Origin of the sequence: Streptomyces sp. NBC_01268 (assembly GCF_036240795.1) — a bacterium.
In the GTDB taxonomy this organism is placed as follows: Bacteria; Actinomycetota; Actinomycetes; order Streptomycetales; family Streptomycetaceae; genus Streptomyces.
The window spans coordinates 2,647,840-2,667,068 of the sequence record NZ_CP108454.1 but is presented as its reverse complement, the minus strand read 5'-3'; the positions used below and the strand labels follow the sequence as shown (position 1 = coordinate 2,667,068).

15 protein-coding genes are annotated in these 19,229 nt (G+C 74.6%); 7 read left to right on the top strand and 8 right to left on the bottom strand.

Annotated elements, in window-relative coordinates; translation table 11 throughout:
- The 4 genes from OG309_RS11775 to OG309_RS11760 all read left to right on the top strand — a co-directional run bounded on the left by OG309_RS11775 (position 1) and on the right by OG309_RS11760 (position 5,885).
- Positions 1–522, top strand: a complete 522-nt coding sequence (locus OG309_RS11775; protein WP_329420361.1) for a GNAT family N-acetyltransferase — start codon at positions 1–3, stop codon at positions 520–522.
- Positions 519–1,775 (top strand): MFS transporter, encoded by a 1,257-nt coding sequence (locus OG309_RS11770; protein WP_329420359.1) that lies wholly within the window; start codon positions 519–521, stop codon positions 1,773–1,775. Before OG309_RS11775 ends, OG309_RS11770 begins: the two co-directional genes overlap by 4 nt.
- 205 nt (positions 1,776–1,980) lie before the next feature.
- Positions 1,981–5,589 carry a S8 family serine peptidase gene (locus tag OG309_RS11765; protein WP_329428280.1) on the top strand — a complete coding sequence of 1,203 codons (3,609 nt, stop codon included), beginning with the start codon at positions 1,981–1,983 and terminating at the stop codon, positions 5,587–5,589.
- 116 nt (positions 5,590–5,705) lie between these two features.
- A complete protein-coding gene (locus OG309_RS11760; protein ID WP_329420357.1) occupies positions 5,706–5,885 on the top strand; it encodes a hypothetical protein in 180 nt (59 codons plus the stop codon).
- Positions 5,886–5,979: 94 nt separating this feature from the next.
- On the opposite strand, the gene OG309_RS11755 is transcribed toward OG309_RS11760, so the two are convergent.
- The 6 genes from OG309_RS11755 to OG309_RS11730 form a co-directional block, all read right to left on the bottom strand.
- Positions 5,980–7,347 (bottom strand): carboxyl transferase domain-containing protein, encoded by a 1,368-nt coding sequence (locus OG309_RS11755; RefSeq protein ID WP_329420356.1) that lies wholly within the window; start codon positions 7,345–7,347, stop codon positions 5,980–5,982.
- Positions 7,340–8,818: an acyl-CoA synthetase gene (locus tag OG309_RS11750; protein WP_329420355.1), complete on the bottom strand. Its 1,479-nt coding sequence runs from the start codon at positions 8,816–8,818 to the stop codon at positions 7,340–7,342. The genes OG309_RS11755 and OG309_RS11750 overlap by 8 nt, the downstream gene beginning before the upstream one ends.
- Positions 8,819–8,838: 20 nt before the next feature.
- On the bottom strand, positions 8,839–10,023 hold the full coding sequence (locus tag OG309_RS11745; protein ID WP_329428278.1) for a nitrate/nitrite transporter: 1,185 nt from the start codon (positions 10,021–10,023) through the stop codon (positions 8,839–8,841).
- Positions 10,024–10,165: 142 nt separating this feature from the next.
- Positions 10,166–11,722, bottom strand: coding sequence for a GAF domain-containing sensor histidine kinase (locus OG309_RS11740; RefSeq protein WP_402544394.1), 1,557 nt, complete (start codon positions 11,720–11,722; stop codon positions 10,166–10,168).
- Between the two features lie 43 nt (positions 11,723–11,765).
- Complete coding sequence (locus OG309_RS11735) at positions 11,766–12,809, bottom strand: rod shape-determining protein (protein ID WP_329420354.1); 1,044 nt, start codon at positions 12,807–12,809, stop codon at positions 11,766–11,768.
- Between the two features lie 168 nt (positions 12,810–12,977).
- Positions 12,978–13,550 carry a hypothetical protein gene (locus tag OG309_RS11730; protein ID WP_329420353.1) on the bottom strand — a complete coding sequence of 191 codons (573 nt, stop codon included), beginning with the start codon at positions 13,548–13,550 and terminating at the stop codon, positions 12,978–12,980.
- A 122-nt stretch (positions 13,551–13,672) separates the two neighbouring features.
- Here OG309_RS11730 and OG309_RS11725 point away from each other — a divergent pair, with 122 nt between their 5' ends.
- Positions 13,673–14,524 carry an SCO2400 family protein gene (locus OG309_RS11725; RefSeq protein ID WP_329420352.1) on the top strand — a complete coding sequence of 284 codons (852 nt, stop codon included), beginning with the start codon at positions 13,673–13,675 and terminating at the stop codon, positions 14,522–14,524.
- 64 nt (positions 14,525–14,588) lie between these two features.
- Here the strand turns inward: OG309_RS11725 and OG309_RS11720 are convergent, their stop codons facing one another.
- Positions 14,589–15,017: a MarR family winged helix-turn-helix transcriptional regulator gene (locus tag OG309_RS11720; RefSeq protein WP_329420351.1), complete on the bottom strand. Its 429-nt coding sequence runs from the start codon at positions 15,015–15,017 to the stop codon at positions 14,589–14,591.
- Positions 15,018–15,106: 89 nt separating this feature from the next.
- On the opposite strand from OG309_RS11720, the gene OG309_RS11715 reads away from it, so the two are divergent.
- Positions 15,107–16,126 (top strand): NADP-dependent oxidoreductase, encoded by a 1,020-nt coding sequence (locus OG309_RS11715; protein ID WP_329420349.1) that lies wholly within the window; start codon positions 15,107–15,109, stop codon positions 16,124–16,126.
- Positions 16,127–16,189: 63 nt separating this feature from the next.
- Positions 16,190–16,612, top strand: a complete 423-nt coding sequence (locus OG309_RS11710; protein ID WP_329420347.1) for an organic hydroperoxide resistance protein — start codon at positions 16,190–16,192, stop codon at positions 16,610–16,612.
- An 81-nt stretch (positions 16,613–16,693) separates the two neighbouring features.
- Here the strand turns inward: OG309_RS11710 and OG309_RS11705 are convergent, their stop codons facing one another.
- Entirely contained in the window at positions 16,694–19,204 is a 2,511-nt protein-coding gene (locus OG309_RS11705; RefSeq protein ID WP_329420346.1) for a M14 family zinc carboxypeptidase, read from the bottom strand.
- Between the last annotated feature and the right edge of the window lie 25 nt (positions 19,205–19,229).

The window sequence follows — 19,229 nt, the reverse complement described above, 5'->3', positions numbered from 1 at the left end:
ATGGTCGAGATCACCCTCAGACGCGCCACGGCCGACGACGCCAAGCGCCTCACCCAGATCGTCCGGAAGTCCGGTGCCTACCGGGGCGACTACGCCGCCATGGTCGACGGGTATCAGGTGGGCGGCACGTACATCGAGCACCACCCCGTGTACGTCGCCGTCGACGGCCGGGACAAGGTGCTCGGTTTCTACGCGCTGCTCCTCGACGAGGCCGAGCTCGACCTGGCCTTCGTCGCCGACGAGGCCCAGGGGCGGGGGATCGGGCGGCTGCTCGTGGAGCACATGATCGGGGAGGCGCGGGCCGCCGGGCTCGGGTCGATACGGGTGGTGGCCCATCCGCCCGCCGAGGACTTCTACCTGCGCACCGGCGCCCGCCGCACGGGCACCGTCCCGCCCTCCGGGCACATCCACTGGGCGCGCCCCGAGCTCCGGTACGACGTGCCGGCCGAAAGCGCGGGCGCCCGCACCGCCGCCGGCCGCCCCGCCGACGTCCCGCCCGGCCTCGCGGCCCCCGTCGCGTGACCGCCACCCAGGAGGCGGGCCCCGGGAAGCGCAGGGTCTTCGCCGACCTCACCCCGCTGCGCACCTCCGTCCACTACCGCCGGCTCTGGTTCGGCAACGCCGTCACCTGGGTCGGCCAGGGCATGACGACGCTCGCCATCTCGCTCCAGGTCTACGACATCACCCGCTCGCCGTTCTCGGTCGGCCTGGTCGGGCTGTTCTCGCTCGTGCCCCTCGTCGTCTTCGGCCTGTACGGCGGCGCCGTCGCCGACACCGTCGACCGGCGCAAGCTGGGGCTCGCCAGCGCCGGCGGGTCCGCGGTGCTCTCCGCCGCGCTCGCCGCGGCCGCGTTCGCCGGGTTCCACCAGGTCTGGTTCCTGTACGGGATCGTCGCCCTCCAGGCCGTCTGCGCCGCGCTCAACGCGCCCGCCCGCAGCTCGATGATCCCGCGGCTGCTGCCGCCCGAGCAGCTGCGTGCCGCCAACGCGCTCAACGCGATGACCACGACCTTCGGCACGCTCGTCGGGCCCAGCCTCGGCGGCCTCATCGTCGGACTGGCCGGCTACCAGGCGGCGTACACCATCGACGTCATCGCCTTCTCGGCCTCGCTGTACGCGATGGGGCGGCTGCCGTCGATGCTGCCCGAGCGGACGGGGGCGAAGCGGGCCTCCGTGCTCGACGGGCTGCGGTTCCTCGCGACCCGGCCCAACCTGCGCATGACCTTCTTCTCCGACTTCTGCGCGATGATCCTCGCCCACCCGCGCGCACTGTTCCCGGCCGTCGCCGTCCTCTGGTACGGCGGCGACGCCCGCACCACCGGGCTCCTGGTCGCCGCACCGGCGTTCGGCGCGCTCCTCGGCGGGGTGCTGTCGGGCTGGCAGGGCCGGATCCGGCACCACGGGCAGGCGATCCTGCTCTCCGTCGCGGCCTGGGGCACCGCGATCGCCGCGTTCGGGCTCACCCGGAACCTCTGGCTCGGGCTGCTCCTGCTCGCCGTCGCCGGGTACTCCGACACCGTCTCGATGATCTTCCGCAACACGATGATGCAGGTCGCGGCCCCGGACGAGATGCGCGGGCGGCTCCAGGGCGTGTTCATCGTGGTCGTCGCGGGCGGTCCGCGTCTCGGCGACTTCCTCGCCGGATCCGTCGCCGACCTCACCTCCCCGGCCGTGGCCATCACCGGCGGCGGCCTCGCCTGTGTCCTGGCGATCGGGATCCTCTCCCTGTACGCGAAGGGCTTCCGGCGCTACGACGCCGACAACCCCACCGCCTGACCCGACGAATCCCCCTCGCCCACTGGCGGTTGACCGCCACGGCACATAGCCGCCAGGCGCGACAAGGGTCAACTCCCGCCCCGCGGACCAGACTCCTCGCGACGCCCGGAACCACCTCTTCCCCCGGGCGCCCGAGGAGTGTGTCGTGATCAGACCTTCCGTAGGAGGAAGGGCAGCCGGCCTGCTCGCGGCGGGGCTCTCCCTGATGCTGCTCACCGCGGGCCAGACCCCCGCCGGGGCGGCGGAACCCGCCGTGCCGGACACCTTCAGGAACGCCGCGGCGTCCGCCTCCGCCACCGTCACCCTCGTCACCGGTGACCGGGTCACCCTCACCGACCTCGGTGGCGGCCGGAGCACCGTCACCGTCGAGCGGGCCAAGGGCGCCACCGGGGCCGTCCGCAGCGAGACGGTCAACGGCAGGGTCACCGTCATACCCGACGAGGCCCGGCCCTACCTGGAGTCCGGCGTCCTCGACCGGCGCCTCTTCGACGTCACCGGCCTCGTCGAGCAGGGCATCACCGGCGAACTGCCGCTGATCGTCACGAACGGAGGCGGCCGGAACGCCCGCGGCGCCGTGGGCGCCCCGCGCGGCACCGAGACCGTGCGCGCGCTGCCCAGCATCGGCGGAGCCGCCGTCACCGTCACCGAACCGGGCGCGTTCTGGCGCGAGTTCACCGCCCCGTCCCGCCGCTCGGCGGGCCCCGCCAAGGTCTGGCTCGACGCCCGGGTGACCGCCGCCATGGCCGAGTCCAACGCCCAGATCGGCAGCCCCAAGGCCTGGGAGGCCGGGCTCACCGGCAAGGGCGTCAAGGTCGCCGTCCTCGACACCGGCTTCGACGCCGGCCACCCGGACCTGACCGGACGGGTCGGCGAGACCCGGTCGTTCATCGAGGGCCAGGAGGTCGCCGACCGCAACGGCCACGGCACCCACGTCGCCTCCACCGTCGGCGGCAGCGGCGCGGGCTCCGCGGGCAAGGAACAGGGCGTCGCCCCCGGCGCCGCCCTCGCCGTCGGCAAGGTCCTCAGCGACCAGGGCTCCGGCAGCGAATCGCAGATCATCGCCGGCATGGAGTGGGCCGCCCGGGACGTCGACGCGAAGATCGTCTCCATGAGCCTGGGGTCCAGCGAGCCCAGCGACGGCACCGACCCCATGGCCCAGGCCGTGAACGCGCTCTCCGCCGAGACCGGCGCGCTCTTCGTCATCGCCGCGGGCAACTCCGGCGCCCCCGGCTCCATCGGCTCGCCCGGCGCCGCCGACGCCGCGCTCACCGTCGGCGCCGTCGACTCCGCCGACGAGGCCGCCTACTTCACCAGCAAGGGCCCCCGCTACGGCGACCAGGGCCTCAAGCCCGACGTCTCCGCCCCCGGTGTCGACATCCTCGCCGCCCGCTCCCAACTCATCGCGGGCAGCGGCCTGTACACCTCCATGAGCGGTACGTCGATGGCGACCCCGCACGTCGCCGGCGTCGCCGCGCTGCTCGCCGAGCGGCACCCCGACTGGACCGGCGCCCAGCTCAAGAACGCCCTCATGTCCAGCTCCAGGACGCTCGCCGACTCCGCCTACGACCTCGGCGCGGGCCGCGTCGACGTCGCCGCCGCCATCGCCGCGAACGTCACCGCCACCGGCTCCGCCGACCTGGGCTTCTACGCCTGGCCCTACGAGGCGGACAAGCAGGTGACGAAGACCGTCACCTACACCAACTCCTCCGACGCGCCCGTCCGGCTCGACCTGTCCGTCGAGGGCATGCCCGAGGGCACCGCCGCCCTCGCCGACAGCACCCTCACCGTCCCCGCCCACGGCAGCGCCGCCACCACCGTCACCGGCGACGGCGCCAAGGCCCCCGTCGGCAGCAGCTCCGGCCGGATCACGGCGAGCTCGGACGGCACCACGGTCGCCCACACCGCGCTCGGCCTGGTCAAGGAGGAGGAGCGCTACACGCTCACCGTCCACGTCAAGGACCGTGACGGCGCCCCCGTCCCGGCCCACCTCGGCGTGCAGCGGCTGGCCGCCGACGCCGATCCGTTCCCGGTGGCCGTCGGCGACTCCGGCACCCTCCAACTGCGCCTGCAGCCCGGCACGTACACCGTCGACACCTTCCTCGACGTCCGCGGCTCGCACGGCGAGGACTCCCTCGGCCTCGGCTTCCTCACCGCGCCCGAGATCGTCCTCGACCGCGACCGCGAGGTCACCCTCGACGGCCGGCGGCTGCGCGAGATCCGTGCCGAGGTCGAGCGGCGCACCGAGACCCGGCAGCTCCTGATGGAGTTCGACCGCAAGGCGAACGGGGCCTCCTACGGCGGCGCCGTCCAGGTCCCGGCGACCTACGACTCGATCTTCGCCGCGCCCACCACCGCGCCCGCCACCGGCAGCTTCGAGTACCGGACGGTCTGGCGGCTCGGCAAGCCGATGCTGGAGGCGACGGCGGGCGGCGCCCGGCTCGCCGACGTCACCGCGCAGCCCGGCGGCACCCTCCTGGAGGGCCGCCACCGGCTCGGCGTCGTCGACGCGGGCACCGGCACCGCCGCCGAGTACGCCGGCCGCGACGTCACCGGCAAGGCCGTCCTGGTCCGCCGCACCGAGGGCGCCGATCCGGTCGCGCTCGCCCAGACCGCCCAGGACGCGGGCGCGAAGGCGCTGTTCGTCACCGACGACCGGCCGGGGCGCCTGATGGCGTGGTTCGGCACCGCCGACTACGAGGACCGGCCGCTCTCCGTCGCCACCGTGAACACGGCCGACGCCGCCCGCCTCGCGGCCGCCGCCGCCCGCGGCACCGCGCTCGACCTGACGGGCACCCGCTTCACCCCGTACACGTACGACCTCTCCGAGGGGCACCCCGGCGCCATCGGCACCGACCTGGTGTTCCGCCCGGGGCACAGGGAACTGGCCACGATCCGCTCCACGTTCCACATGCCGACGGCCCGCAAGGAGCTCGGCGGCGAGTTCCGCTACTCGCTCACCGACACCTTCCGGATCGGCTTCGGCTTCAAGGAGTGGATCTCCTTCCCGGCCGAACGTACCGAGTACGTCTCCACCGGCACCGGACAGCGCTGGCACGAGTCCGTCGACCTCGGCGACTCCCTGGAACAGCGCGGCGGGCAGTCCGTCTACCGGGGCGGCAGCGAGAACGCACTGGAGTGGTTCAAGCCGGTCTGGCACCCCTGGCTCGGCACCGGCCTCGGCTGGGGGCAGGAGCGCAGCGGCAACGACCTGCGGTTCAACACGCCCGGCTGGGGCGACTCGGGCCCCGACCACACCGGCTTCGGCAACGTGTGGGGCGACGACTCGATGACCCAGTACACCGAGGTGTACGTGAACGGCGTCCGTGTCGACCGGCGCAAGAGCTCCGGCGCCTACGCCTGGGACGCCCCGGCCGAGGAGGCCGCGTACAAGGTCGTCACCGACACCGCGCTCGACCCGGCCCGCTGGCGCCTCGGCACGAAGGGCCACGCCGAGTGGACCTTCCGGTCCGCCGAGACGCCGGGCGACCGGATCACCTATCTGCCGCTCATCAACCTCGGCTTCGACCTGCGCACCGACCTCGCCGGCGACGTCCGGGCCGGCTCCCGGGTCCCCGTCCGGATCACCGCCGCGTACGTGGCGGACGCGGCCGGCACCGGCCGGATCGGCGGCGGCTCGCTGGAGGTCTCGTACGACGAGGGGAAGAGCTGGACGAAGGTCGGGCTGGACCGTTCGTGGCGGGGTGAGCTGCGCGTCCCGTCCCGGGCGACGTCCGTCTCGCTGCGCGCGGGCGCGCACGACGACAAGGGCGGCTCGGTACGGCAGGAGGTCATCCGGGCGGTGGGCGTGAAGTAGAAGTGCTCCCAGCCGAACGGGTCATCCCGCCACTCGACAGGGCGCGTGCACTTGCTGACGGCCTATGCCCCGGCGAGGCTCCGACATGAGCAACTCCGCTCGTCCAGGAGGTATTCATGCGTAGGTTCATCGCCACGGTCACGCTGGCCGCCGCCGCTGTTCTCGTCGGTTCCGGAACCGCCCTCGCCCACAACGGGCCCGAGTACGGGGAGGACATCGACATCGTCGTGGTGGACAACACGGTCGTCGTCTGTGGCGACTTCAGCGTGTGTGCGGGTGACGTCAGCATCGGCTGACGTCACCGGACCACCGCGAAGCCCCCTCGTCCAGAGGGGGCTTCGTGCCGCCCGGGATCAGGGGGAGAGGGCCTCGCCCGCCGCCCGGGCCCCGTCAGCCGTCCCGCCGGGGATCCGCTCCGACGATTCCCCGCACCACGCCGAGCTCCACCAGGTCCTGGGGGCGCAGCCGCAGCTGGTCCGCCGTCTCGGGGACGCGGTCCGGCGGGCGCTTCAGGATCTGCGCGGCGAGCTCGGGGGCGATGACGGAGAAGTAGCCGCCGGGCGCGGCCCAGGTGTTGCCGGGGGCCGCGAGCGCCAGCGCGCCTCCCGATCCGCCCTCGCCGACGAGGAGCGAGGTGACGGGGGTGCGGGCCTCCGCGAGGGCCGTGAAGGCGTCCGCGATGGCCGGGCCCGCGCCCGCCCGTTCCGCGTCGGCGTCGTTGGCGGCGCCGGGCGTGTCGATCAGGGTGAGGACGGGGACGCCGAGCCGCCCCGCGAGCCGCACCAGCCGCGCCACGGTCCGGAACCCGGCCGGCCGGGTCGCCCCGCCGTCCTGCGCCGCGTACGCGACGACCCGCCCCTCGTGCACGCCGAAACCGCACTCCACGCCCGGGTCGACACCCCCGGCCCGGTCGCCGCGGATCGTCGCCCGCACCTCGAAGTACCGGGCCAGGTACGCCCCGGCGCGCGGCCGCTCCGCGGCCCGGGCCCGCCGCACCGCGTCCCAGCCGGAGGCCGGCGGGCCGAGCGGACCGAGGGCGTACGGCGGGGGAGCGGCCACCGGCGGTTCCGAGTCGCCGGGCGTGGCGTCCGGGCCGAGCAGCCGCAGCCACAGCGCGACGGTCTCCCGCAGCCGCTCGGGCGGGACGAGCGCGTCGACGTGGCCATGGGCGTACTGCCCCTCCGCCGTGTAAGCGGCCGGGTCGGCGTCCGCCGGGCGCACCCGGGAGCCGGCGAAGGCGACCTGCGCGGTGGGCAGGGCCAGGACGACGTCGGCGCCCGCCCCGACCGTGGCCCAGCCGCCGCCGGTCGACGGGTCGCGCAGCACGGTCACATGGGCCACGCCCGCGGCCCGGAGCCGGACGGCCGCGGCGGCCACGCGCTGCAGCTGGGCGAGGGCGACCATGCCCTCCTGCATGCGGCTGCCGCCGGTGGCGACGAGCGAGACCAGCGGCAGGCGCCGCTCGGCCGCCGTCCGGTACGCGGCGACCAGCCGGTCCCCGGCCGCCCGCCCGAGCGAGCCGCCGAGGAAGCCGAACTCGAAGACGACCAGCACGCAGGGCCGGCCGCCGACGGTCGCCGTGCCGTACAGGACGGACTCGTCGGCGCCGGTGCGCCCGGCGGCCCGGGCGCGCGAGGCGTCGTAGCCGCTCCAGGCGACCGGCCCGTCGGGCGGCTGCGGGGGCGGGGGAGCGGTGTCGGGCGTGAACTCCTCCGCGACCAGGGCCACGGCCTCCCGCGCGGAGAGCCGCTCAGGCATCGGGCGTCCCCGGCAGCGCCTTCTTGAGGATCTTGCCCATGTCGTTGCGGGGCAGCGCCGCCAGGTAGCGGACCTCGCGGGGCCGCTTGTGCGGGGCGAGGAGGGCGGTGACGTGGGCGGCCAAGGCGTCGGGCGCGGGGGGCCGGGCCGGGTCGGCGGGGACCACCCAGGCCACGATCCGCTCGCCGAGGTCGGGGTCGGGTTCACCGGTGACGGCCGCCTCGCGGACCTCGGGGTGGTCGAGCAGGGCGTTCTCGATCTCGCCCGCGCCGATCTTGTAGCCGCCGCTCTTGATGAGGTCGGTCGCCTTGCGGCCGACGATCCGGACGTACCCGTCGGCCTCCCGCACCGCCATGTCCCCGGTGCGGAACCAGCCGCCGTCGGCGAAGGCCGCCGCCGTGGCGTCCGGGCGGTTGAGGTAGGCGGTGAACAGGTTCGGGCCCTTGACCTGGATCTCGCCGACGGTCTCGCCGTCGTACGCGTCGAGGACCGAGCCGTCCTCCTCCACCAGGCGCAGCCCGACCCCGCGCAGCGGCAGTCCGACCGAGCCGGGGCGCGGGCCGGGGCCGACGGGGACGGAGGTGTTCATGAGGGTCTCGGTCATGCCGTAGCGCTCGACCACCGTCCGGCCGGTCGCCGCCGTGATCCGCTCGTGGTCGCGCAGCGGCAGCGCCGCCGAGCCGGAGACCAGGAGCCGGGCGCCGGTCAGCGCCCGGACCAGCGCGGGGTCGTGGGGGAGCGCCTCCGCGATCCGGTGGTACATGGTGGGCACGCCGAACAGCATCGTGCCGCCGCCGTCGCCGAGCTCCTTCGCGACCCCCTCGACGGAGAAGGCTCCCAGGTGGCGCACCTCGCCGCCGCGCCGCAGCGGGCCGAGGACCCCGAGGATCAGCCCGTGCACGTGGAACAGCGGCAGGGCGTGCACGAGCACGTCCTCGGCGGTCCACTCCCAGGCCTCCGCCAGGGCGTCGAGGGAGGCGGCGATCGCCCGCCGGGAGAGCACGACGCCCTTGGGCGGGCCGGTCGTGCCGGAGGTGTAGACGATCAGGGCGGGGGCCTCGGGGTCGTCGGGTCCGTCGCCGAAGGCGGTGACGGCGCTGACGGGGCTGAAGTACGGGACCCGTGTCTCCACGTCGATCCGGGGCAGTTCCGTGAGTCCCTCCGGCAGCTCGTCCCCGGCGCCCGCGAGCACCCCGCCGGGCGCGCTGTCGCCGAGGATGTGCGCCAGCTCGCGCGCGCCGATCCGCGGGTTGACGGGGACGGCCGGCACACCGGCGAGGAGGGCGGCGACCACGCCGACGGCGGTCTCCGCGGTGGGCGTGGCCCAGACGGCGACGCGGCCGGCGCCCCCGATCCGTACCGCCAGGGCCCCGGCGGCGCGCGCCAGCTCCTCGTACGTCAGCGGGTCCGCGCCGAAGCGCAGGGCGGGCCGGTCGGATCCGGCCTTCAGGGCGGGGAACAGGGCGCTCATGGAGGCATTCTGCCCAGGCGTCAGGGGCGGCGCGCTGCGACCTTGCTCACCTCGGGCCGCGGGTCGTCGTCCTCGGGCCGGACGTTCCGCATCCGCCCGTAGGCGTAGACGCAGCCGGCGAGGGCCAGGTCGGACAGGAGCATGAAGCCGATCGAGTAGGAGCCCTTGGCGCTGTAGATGGCGCCCATGACCAGCGGGGGGACGAAGCCGCCGAGGCCGCCCATCGCGCCGACGATGCCGGTGACGCTGCCGACCTGGGCCTGTGGGGTGACCTGGGAGACGAGGGCGAAGACGGAGCCGCTCGCGGTGCCGAGGCCGGCGGCCATGATGAGCAGGGCGGTGGTGCCGCCGGGGTTCAGGGGCGGGTCGAAGGCCTGCACGATCGCCAGGAGCGCGACGACGCCGAGCGCGACGGCCGTCACCAGCGCGGGGTGCACGCGGTCCGAGAGCCAGCCGCCGAACGGCCGGAACACGACGGTGACCGCGGCGAATCCGGCGGCCTTGGTGCCCGCGTCGGTCGGGTCGAGCTCGTACCAGGTCTTCAGGTACGTCGGCAGGTAGACCCCGAACGCGACGATGCCGCCGAAGCCGATCGCGTACAGCGCCGACAGCTCCCAGGTGACCCGCAGCCGGCCCGCCTGGCCGAGCCGGTGGGCGAGGGAGGCGGCGGGCACCGGCCGGTCGGGACGGTCGGAGAGGAGCACGGCGGCGAGCACGGCATAGACGGCGAGGGCGATCGCCACCACGAAGAAGGGCAGGTTCTCGCCGTGCCGGGCGATCCGCGGGGTGAAGTAGCCGGACAGCGCCACGCCGCCCATGCCCATGCCGAAGACGCCGAGGGCGAAGCCGCGCTTGGCCGGCGGGAACCAGGAGTTGACCAGCGGGACGCCGATCGCGAACGTCGTGCCGCCGAGGCCGAGCAGGAAGCCGACGGCCAGCATCAGACCGTACGAGTCCTTGACGACGGTCAGCAGCAGGACGGGCACGATGGTGAGCGCCGAGGCCAGCGGGAACATCGTCTTCGCGCCGTACCGGTCGGTGAGCGCCCCCGCCGGGATCCGGCCCAGCGAGCCGACGAGCACGGGGACGGCGACGAGCAGGGACTGCTGGAAGGAGCTGAGCGCGAGCCGGTCGCCGTACCAGCTGGCGAGCGGGGCGATCAGGTTCCAGGCCCAGAAGGTGAGTGTGAAGCCGATGGTCGCCATGACGAGGTTGCGGTAGGCGGCCGCGGGGATCTTCGCTTCGGTGTCCACGCCCTCAGTCAAGATCCGGGCCGGGGGCGGTGCGCGCGGGACTGGGCCGTACGGGGGATGGCGGGCCGTACAGGGGATGGCGGGGCCGTACGGGTCAGGGCCAGGTCACCGTCGTCGGCGGGGTGCCGTCGTCCTCGACGCGCAGCCGCAGCCCGTTCTCGTCCGCGGTCACCTCGACCGTCACCGCCCCGACGCCGGGTCGGCGGTGCGCGGCGGCGAGCGCGCCGCGCAGGGCGGCGAGCAGCCGGTCGGCGGAGGTCTCCTCGGCGAGGGTGTCGACGGCGCCGGAGAAGTGCACGGAGGGCTGGAAGCCGAGCAGCGCCGCCGCGCCGCCGGTCTCCCGCAGCACCCGGCCGCGGAACGAGGTGGGCGCGTCGGCCGGCGGCTGCTGGAGGGCGAAGATCGTCGTGCGGACCTCCTGGATCGTCGAGTCCAGCTCGTCGACGGCGCGCCCCAGGAGCGCGTCCTCGTCGGAGGAGTCGTCCGCCCGGCGCCGGGTCGACTCCAGCATCATCTCGGTGGCGAAGAGGCGCTGGACGACCAGGTCGTGCAGGTCGCGGGCGATCCGGTCGCGGTCCTCGTAGACGGCGAGCCGCTCCCGGTTGTGCTGGGCGTCGGCGAGGACCAGGGCGAGGGCCGCCTGGGAGGCGAACTGGGCGGCGAGCAGCCGGTCCACCGCCGTGTACGGGCGGTCGCCGCGCCGCCGGGGCAGGGCGAGGGTGCCGATGAGCTGCCCGCCGCTCTGCAGCGGCAGCATCATCGAGGGCCCGAAGCGGCTGCGGACGTGGGTGGTCATCCGGGGGTCGGTCGCCGAGTCCTCGACGAAGACGGGCTCGCCGCCGAGCAGCTGGACCAGGACGGGGGAGCCGGGGGCGATCGTGGTGCCGACCAGGTCGCCTGGGTCGTCGGTGGTGGAGGCGGCGACGATCTCCATGCCGCCCTCCTCGGTGGGCTGGAGCACCACGCCGGCGGAGGCGTCGGCGAGCAGCCTGGCCCGTTCGGCGACGGTCATCAGGGCGTTCTCGGCCGGCTCGCCGGCGAGCAGCGCCGTGGTGACGGCGGCGGCGCCCTCGATCCACCGCTCGCGCTGCCGGGCCGTCTCGTACAGCCGGGCGTTGCCGATGGCGATGCCGGCCTGGGAGGCGAGGACGCGCAGCAGGCTGTGGTCCTCCTCGGTGAAGGGGCCCTCGCGCTTCTCGGTGAGGTAGAGGTTGCCGAACACCTCGGTGTGCACCCGGACGGGCACGCCGAGGAAGGTGTTCGTGCCCGGGTGGCCCTCGGGCACGCCGGCGGAGCGCGGGTCGGCGGTCGCGTCGTCGAGCCGCATCGGCCGCGCGTCCCGGACGAGCACGCCGAGCAGTCCGGTGTGCCCGTCGGGGAGCCGGCCGATCCGCTCCCGCTGCTCCTCCGTGATGCCGGAGGTGTACAGGTCGGTGACGGTCCGGCGCTCGGGGTCGACGACCCCGAGCGCCCCGTAGCGGGCCCCGGTCAGCTGGGTCGCGGTCTCCACGAGGTGCTGGAGGGTGGCCCGCAGTTCGAGCTCGTTGCCGACGCCGAGGACGGCTTCGAGGAGCATCGGGAGCCGGGGGGCGGAGGCGTCGTCGGGCTCGTCGGCCGGGCCGTTCCCGTGCTCGTCTCCGTGCTCGTCCATGATCGACATAGGGTCATTGTCGTACAAAACACCCAGCCCTCGGCTATTCGCTTTCGGACAGCGGGGCGAGCGCCAGCGGCTGGATCTTGCCCTCCAGCATCGCGCCCAGGCCGAGTACCGCGCAGATGTCGGGCCGCTCGGCGATGTGCACCGGCATCCCGGTGGCCTCGCGCAGCATCTGGTCGAGGCCCGGCAGCAGGGCGCTGCCGCCGACCATCATGATGCCGCGGTCCGCCAGGTCGGCCACCAGGTCGGGCGGGCAGTCGCGGAGCACCTTGCCGATGACGTCGAGGACGGCGGTCAGCGGGGTCTGGATGGCCTCCCGGACGGCGGCCGTGTCGACGGTCACCGAACGGGCGAGGCCGGTGGCCACGTCCCGGCCGTGGATCTCCGTGTACGTGGGGCCCTGGAGCGTCAGGCCGTTCCCGTGCAGGGCGACTTGCAGCGGACGGACCGACTGGCTGGGCAGCATCAGCTCGTGCTGGTGACGCAGGTGCTGGATGATCGCGTGGTCGATGGCGTCGCCGCCGACCGGGACGCGCTCGGCCGTGACGATCGCGCCGAGCGAGAGCACGGCGACCTGGGTGGTGGCCGCCCCGCACACCATGATCATGGTCGCGGTGGGCTGCTCCACCGGGAGCCCGCAGCCCACGGCCGCCGCGATCAGGGTGTCGACCAGTTCGACCCGGCGGGCACCCAGGCCGACCAGGGTCTCCACGGCGGCGCGCTGGGCGAGCGGGTCGCTGTCGTGCGGGGTGCAGGCGGCGGCGCGCAGCCGGGGCTTGCGGCGCAGCTGGCGGCGGAGCTTGTCGCCCAGCAGGTGACGGAGCATCCGCTGGGCCATCTCGATGTCGACGACGGTGCCGCCGGAGACGGGGCGGACCACCCGGATGTAGTCGGGGGTGCGGCCGGTCATCTTCTCGGCGAGGGCGCCGACGGCGATGAGCGCGCCGGTGCGGGTGTTCACGGCGGCGACGGACGGCTCGTCGACGACGAGTCCGGCGCCCTTGACGAAGACCCGGGTGCGGGCTGCTCCCAGGTCGACGGCGACATGGCAGCGGCGCAGCTGCTCAAGGCTGACGGTCACGGCGTTCCTCCGGAGTGCGGTGCTGGCACGGGCGAGGCGGTGCGCGGAGCGCGGTCCTGTTCGCATCGTGCTGCCGCCCCGGCCGGGGCGCGCGTTGGGCTGCGCCGCCCGGGGGTGGGCAGTTGCTGACGGAGGGTCAGGCTCGGGTGAGGGGTCCGGCAGGGCTGGTCAGGGGTTCACCGGCGGCAGCAGTCGCTGGAGCAGCCCCCAGGCGAACTCGGCCGCGCACGCCGTGCCGTCGGGCAGGGTGAAGTCCAGCCGGGTGAGCGCCGGGGAGACCTGCTCGCGGGCCCGGGCGCCCCGGAACGCCGTGTACACCTCGTCGATCGTGCACCGCCACGGCACCAGGTCGGCCGCGGTGCGCAGTCCGGGTACGGGCGCGCCGGGCGCCCTGGTCAGGGTCCTCGACCAGACCGCGCGCCCCGGCCCGGCGCACACCGTGAACCGCAGCTCGGGCCAGAGCGGCACCGGCCACACCCAGGCCTCGTGCCCGGCGGGGAAGCCCGGGATCGCCTGCCGCGCCTCCGGCTCGCCCAGCGCCGCCCGGTAGCGGTCGAGTTCACCCGGTCCGCGCCGGGCGTGCGCCCGCGCCTGCCAGCGCTTGTTCGCCTCGCGCATCACGGTGTGGGTGGCGCCGAGCGCGCGCAGCGCCTCCTCGACGAGTCCCGGCTGGTGGTCGGCCATCCGGCGGAGCAGGACGAGCTGGAACTCGTCCGGCCCAAAGGGGGCGGCAGGGGTCATGCGCCCATCCTGCCCGAAGGGGGAGATTAGCGACGGCACGCCGACGACCTGCGGTTTCCTCACAGGATCCTCACCTCTGTGGCTACCTGTCGTGTCCGTGGGACGCATAGCCTGCGGGCGCCATGGACTACTGCCACCAGTGCCGACGGCATCTCAACGGCGCCCTGGCCTGTGCCGGCTGCGGGATCCCCGTCGAGGAGCTGCGGTACCGCGCCCCCCACCCGAACGCCGCACCGGCGGCGGACTTCCCTCCGCCGGCCGAGCCGGAGTTCGGCTACGCCTTCGAGCTCGACCCCCTGGAGCCGCCGCGCCCCGGCGAGGGGCGCGCCGCCGCGCGCCGGAGCGCGCGTGGCGGAGGCAGGGGCGGAAAGGGCGCTCGGGGCGCCGCCGGAGCCAAGGGGGGCCGCCGGGCGCGCTCGCGGCGCGGGCGCACGGTCCTGGTCGGCACGCTCGGCCTGGTGCTCGCGGCCGGGGCGCTGAGCATGGCGAAGCTGGCCCTGGAACAGCCCGACGGGGGCGGTGCGGCCACCGCCGTCCAGGAGGAGGAGGTCGTCGAGACCTCGCTCGACCCCGATCCGCTCACCCCGTCGGAGAGCGCCGCGCGGACCGAGGGTCCCGGGACGGTCGAGGTGCCGGACTCCGCGAGTCCGGCGCCCACCGGGCAGGCTTCGCACGGCTCCGGCGGCTCGGGAGGTTCCGGTGGCCCCGGCGCGCCGGGCAGCGGTACGGGCACGGGGGCGGGGCGCGGATCCGGTACGGGGCCGGGCTCGGGCTCCGGGGACGGCTCCGGTGCCTCGCCGCGGGCGTCCACCGGCTCCCCGACCCCGACGGTCACGCCCTCCGGCACGGCCTCGGGCCCCGCTTCGCCCACGGCGAGCGGCCCCGCCCCGACGCCGGGCGAGCCGAGCGGCACGCCCAGCACCTCGCCGAGCCCGACCCCGACGTGCACGCGCTTCCTGTGGTGGTGCGTGTAGGGCGGTGCCGGGGCCACCGGCCGGTGCCGCCGGTGGCGTCGCCGCCGTCCGCGGCGTCGGTCGGCTACGCCGTGCCGAGCATGCGCTTCAGGAGGTCGCGGAGCAGGGTGCGCTCGACCTCGGTGAGCTCGCCGAGCGGCTCGCGGGCGAAGTGCAGAGACTCGCGCAGCCTGCGGGCGACGTCACGGCCCTCCTCGGTGGGGGCGGCCACCTTGACCCGGCGGTCGGCGGGATCCGGGCGGCGCTCGGCGAGGCCGCGGGACTCCAGGCGGTCGATGATCCCCGTCACGTTCGACGGCTCGCACTTGAGCTTCTCGGCGATCTTCCGCATGGGGGTGGGCTCCAGCGAGAGCAGGCCGAGGACGCGGGCCTGCGCGCCGGTGAGGGCGTGCTGGGCGGCGGCCTCCTCGTACTCGTCGTGGTAGCGCGCCACGACCGTGCCGATGAGCTCCACGACTTCCAGCGTCAGGGGATCCGTGCGTGTGGTGGGCATGGGTTCATCGTACTCCGATACTTGACAACATGAAATATTGAGGCGCATGGTTGTTTCAGTTCATGAAACATTTCTAGGAGGCTCCGCCGATGTCCGCACTGCCCGCGTCCAGCCGTGAGTGGCACCTCGTCTCCCGTCCGCACGGCTGGCCCGTGCCCTCGGACTTCGCCCTGCGCGAGACCCCGGTCGCCGAGCCCGCCGAGGGCCGCGTCCTCGTGCGCAACCTGCACTTCTCCGTCGACCCGTACATGCGCGGCCGCATGAACGACGTCAAGTCGTACGTTCCCCCGTTCAAGCTGGACCACCCCATGGACGGCGGCGCGGTCGGCGAGGTCGTCGCGTCCAACGCGGAGGGCTTCGCCGTCGGCGACCACGTGCTGCACGGCCTCGGCTGGCGCGAGTACGCCGAGGTGCCCGTCCAGCACGCCACCAAGGTCGACCCGGAGCTCGCCCCGCTCTCCACCTACCTCGGTGTGCTCGGCATGACCGGCCTCACCGCCTACGCTGGCCTCTTCGACGTGGCCTCCTTCAAGGAGGGCGACGCCGTCTTCGTCTCCGGCGCGGCCGGCGCCGTCGGCAGCCAGGTCGGCCAGATGGCGAAGCTCAAGGGCGCCTCCCGGGTCATCGGCTCGGCCGGCTCCGACGAGAAGGTCAAGTGGCTCGTCGAGGAGCTCGGCTTCGACGCCGCCTTCAACTACAAGAACGGCCCGGTCAAGGACCAGCTCCGCGAGGCCGCCCCGGACGGCATCGACGTCTACTTCGACAACGTCGGCGGCGACCACCTCGAAGCCGCGATCTCCTCGCTCAACGTGCACGGCCGCGCCACCATCTGCGGCATGATCGCGCAGTACAACGACACCGAGCCGGTCGCGGGCCCGCGCAACATGGCCATGATCATCGGCAAGCGGCTCCGCCTCCAGGGCGTCCTCGTCGGCGACCACTACGGGATGCAGCAGCAGTTCGTCCAGGAGGTCGGCGGCTGGCTGCGCTCCGGCGAGCTGAAGTACGGCGAGACCTTCGTCGAGGGCATCGAGAACGGCGTGGACGGCTTCCTGGGCCTGCTCCGCGGCGAGAACACCGGAAAGATGATCGTCTCGCTGACCCGTTAGTCTTCCCTCAGCCGTCGCGATCGTGGGCGCGAGTCGCGGCGAACGAAGAAGGAAGACATCAGCATGTCGATCCAGCACTCCGACGTCCTGTACACCGCCGTCGCGACCGCCGAGAACGGCCGCGACGGCCGGGTCGCCACCGACGACGGGCAGCTCGACGTCGTCGTGAACCCGCCGAAGGCCATGGGCGGCTCCGGTGCCGGCACCAACCCCGAGCAGCTCTTCGCCGCCGGGTACAGCGCCTGCTTCCAGGGTGCGCTGGGCGTCGTCGCCCGCAACGAGAACGCCGACGTGTCCGGCTCGACGGTCACCGCCGAGGTCGGCATCGGCAAGAACGACGAGGGCTTCGGCATCATCGTGAAGATCTCGGCGACCCTTCCGAACGTGGACGCCGAGACCGCCAAGAGCCTGATCGAGAAGGCCCACCAGGTCTGCCCGTACTCCAAGGCGACCCGCGGCAACATCACGGTGGAGCTCGCGGTCTGATCACGGGATACCGTAGAAGGGGGCCGCACCCCGACCGACCGAGGTGCGGCCCCTCCTTCGCGTCATGCCCGCGCGCGCCCGTCAGCGGGTCAGCAGGGCCCGTCCCACCAGGGCGAACGAGCCCTTCGGGTGGTCCCGGAACAGCGGTTCCGTGCCGATCAGCACCACCGGGACGCCGTATCCGGCCCGGCCGCTGACCACCGCGGCCCGCCCGGCCGCGTCCGCCGGACCGCCCCGGCCGTCCGCCCCGGCCCGCCAGTGGCCCGAGACCAGCGGCGCCGCCGGCGCGTACGCCAGATCCGTCCGCACCCCCGCCCCCAGCCCCGTGAACCACAGCGGCGCGTAGACGAAGGCGTGCCCCGGAGCACCCGCGGTCAGCGGGGAGCCCGCGGCGCGGACCCGCACCACCCCGTTCGCGTCCGGGCCGCCCGCGACGGCGGTGGCCCTCAGCAGCCCCGCCGCCGCATTGAACGCGGCGCCCTCCGCGCCGACGGCAACCACGCCCGCCCGGCCCGCCCGCAGCGCCGCCCGGGCCGCCGGGGACAGCTCGGCCCAGTCGAGGCCGCGCGACACGTACAGCACGTCCCCGGCCGCCCAGCGGAAGCCCCCGTTCAGACGCTCCGCCGAGACCGGCACCACCTCGAAGCCCATCTCCCGCAGCGCGAACAGCTCGCCCGCCGACGCCGAGGCCACCACCCGGGTGCGGAGCAGCGGCGCCGAACCCCGCTCCTTCGTGGCCCGGAACTCCACCCCGTACCGCCCGGCGAGTTCCCGGGCGGCCTTCCGCGCCGAACCCGGCACGACCGCCGCCCCGCTCTCCGTCCGGCGCACCGCGACCCCGCGCGCGAGCAGGGCGTTCACCGCCACCAGCTCCTCGGGGTCGTCGAGCCGCAGCAGCAGGTCCCCGTACGGCGCGACGGAGCCGGTCGGCGCCGCCGCGTGCACCTGCCGCACCACGGACGGCACCGGGCCGCGCTCCACCTTCCGCACCGTCGCGCCCCACAGCAGGCCCAGGCTCCACCCCGAGATGTCGTACATCGTCGACACGTCCGCGCTGATGTCCCGGCCGTCCGCCAGGATCACGTTCGCGATGCCCCGCTTGGGCTGGCGCAGGTCCACCACGTACGAGCCGTCCGCCGCCCGCCCGACCCGCACGTCGTTGGCGAGCAGATGGTCCACGAGCCGCGCCGCCGCGACCGCCGACCTCTGGGAGCGGCCCGCCGGGATCACGTACGCCCGCGGGAAGGACGTCGTGTACACGTCCTCGGGGCCGATCCCCGGCACTCCCGGCACCGTCTTCTCCGACACCGGCCGCTGCGGCTCGCCCGCCGCGCCCCGCCGGAAGGTCTCGATCTGGTCCGCGAGCACCGAGGCGCGGTGCGCGTCCGTGTAGCCGAGGGCGGCCCGCATCGCCGCGCCCGCGACGGCCACGTTGACGGCCGAGCGGCGGCGCAGCTCCGGCACCGGCAGCGTGTCGTACTCCTCGTTGTTCACCGCCATCGGGAACTCGATGGTGTGGGCGGCCACCGCGCCCTGGAACGGCATGTACTGCGGGGTGAAGATCGGCGGCCAGTCGTCCCAGCCCTCCGGCATGTCGCGGAACGGGATGACCGCCGGCTCCACGCCGTCCTTCGCCGGGGTGTAGCCGAGCCCGTTGACGGCCTTCTCCATGCCGAGCGCGTTGGCGTAGGAGTTCTTCAGGAACAGGTCGTACTCGTAGTTCTCGCCGTGCGGCGGGGTGGTCGGCTCGATCAGGGTGCCGTTGACGTAGCCGTGCAGGTCCAGCATCACGGCCGGCTGCTTGTCGATGGCGATCCGGCGGATCGCCCGTGCCTCCGGCTGGGAGGCGGTGACGAAGTCGCGGTTGAGGTCGAAGCCGTCGGCGTTGGCGCGGGTGCCGGCGATCCGGCCGTCCGGATTGGCCGTCACGTTGAGGTAGACCCGGGTGCGCGCGAGCAGTCCTGCGGTCTTGCGGTCGGTGGCGGTGGCCAGCTCCTCGATCAGCTTCAGGGCCGCGTCCGTGCCCTCCCACTCGTTGCCGTGGATGTTGTTGTTGATGAACACCGGCGTCTTGTAGGCCGCTTTGATCCGCGGGTCCCCGGCGGCGGCCGCGGGCGCGTTCTCGATCCGCTCGCGCATCCGTTCCTGCTCGCGGGTCTGCCCGGCGGACTCCGGCGCGGTGACGGTGACCAGGTACAGCTCGTGCCCGCCGGCCGACCGCCCGGCGACCTCGACGCTCACCCGGTCGCCGAGCCGCTGGAGGGCGTTGAGGCGCGGAGCGAGCGCGTGGTACGGGGCGAGCCCCAGCTTGAGCGACCGGTCGGCCGGGTCCACCGGCGGCACGGTCAGGGGCGTGCGGCGCGGATAGCCGGTGCCGGGGCGGACCGCCGTGGTCAGGTCGGGGGCGCCGAGCGCCCGGGGCAGCCGCGCGGCGGCGGACTCCGGCCCGCCGCCCTCCCGTAACGGACGGGTCGTGGGTCCCGGCGTCCCCGCCGGGCCCGGGGGCGCGGCGCTCGCCGGGAGCGAGGTGAGGACCAGCGCTCCGAGCGCGGCGCAGGTCGTGGTGATCAGAACGGAACGGGGTCGTGCCATGCGTGCGAACCTCCGCGACTGGGCC

What these genes read in the sequence shown, in the direction of transcription:
- OG309_RS11720 (WP_329420351.1), bottom strand. Translation starts at nt 15,017, where the DNA reads ATGCCCACCACACGCACGGATCCCCTGACGCTGGAAGTCGTGGAGCTC.
- OG309_RS11765 (WP_329428280.1), top strand. Translation starts at nt 1,981, where the DNA reads ATGCTGCTCACCGCGGGCCAGACCCCCGCCGGGGCGGCGGAACCCGCC.
- OG309_RS11725 (WP_329420352.1), top strand. Translation starts at nt 13,673, where the DNA reads ATGGACTACTGCCACCAGTGCCGACGGCATCTCAACGGCGCCCTGGCC.
- OG309_RS11715 (WP_329420349.1), top strand. Translation starts at nt 15,107, where the DNA reads ATGTCCGCACTGCCCGCGTCCAGCCGTGAGTGGCACCTCGTCTCCCGT.
- OG309_RS11710 (WP_329420347.1), top strand. Translation starts at nt 16,190, where the DNA reads ATGTCGATCCAGCACTCCGACGTCCTGTACACCGCCGTCGCGACCGCC.
- OG309_RS11705 (WP_329420346.1), bottom strand. Translation starts at nt 19,204, where the DNA reads ATGGCACGACCCCGTTCCGTTCTGATCACCACGACCTGCGCCGCGCTC.
- OG309_RS11750 (WP_329420355.1), bottom strand. Translation starts at nt 8,818, where the DNA reads ATGAGCGCCCTGTTCCCCGCCCTGAAGGCCGGATCCGACCGGCCCGCC.
- OG309_RS11730 (WP_329420353.1), bottom strand. Translation starts at nt 13,550, where the DNA reads ATGACCCCTGCCGCCCCCTTTGGGCCGGACGAGTTCCAGCTCGTCCTG.
- OG309_RS11740 (WP_402544394.1), bottom strand. Translation starts at nt 11,722, where the DNA reads ATGGACGAGCACGGAGACGAGCACGGGAACGGCCCGGCCGACGAGCCC.
- OG309_RS11745 (WP_329428278.1), bottom strand. Translation starts at nt 10,023, where the DNA reads ATGGCGACCATCGGCTTCACACTCACCTTCTGGGCCTGGAACCTGATC.
- OG309_RS11775 (WP_329420361.1), top strand. Translation starts at nt 1, where the DNA reads ATGGTCGAGATCACCCTCAGACGCGCCACGGCCGACGACGCCAAGCGC.
- OG309_RS11760 (WP_329420357.1), top strand. Translation starts at nt 5,706, where the DNA reads ATGCGTAGGTTCATCGCCACGGTCACGCTGGCCGCCGCCGCTGTTCTC.
- OG309_RS11755 (WP_329420356.1), bottom strand. Translation starts at nt 7,347, where the DNA reads ATGCCTGAGCGGCTCTCCGCGCGGGAGGCCGTGGCCCTGGTCGCGGAG.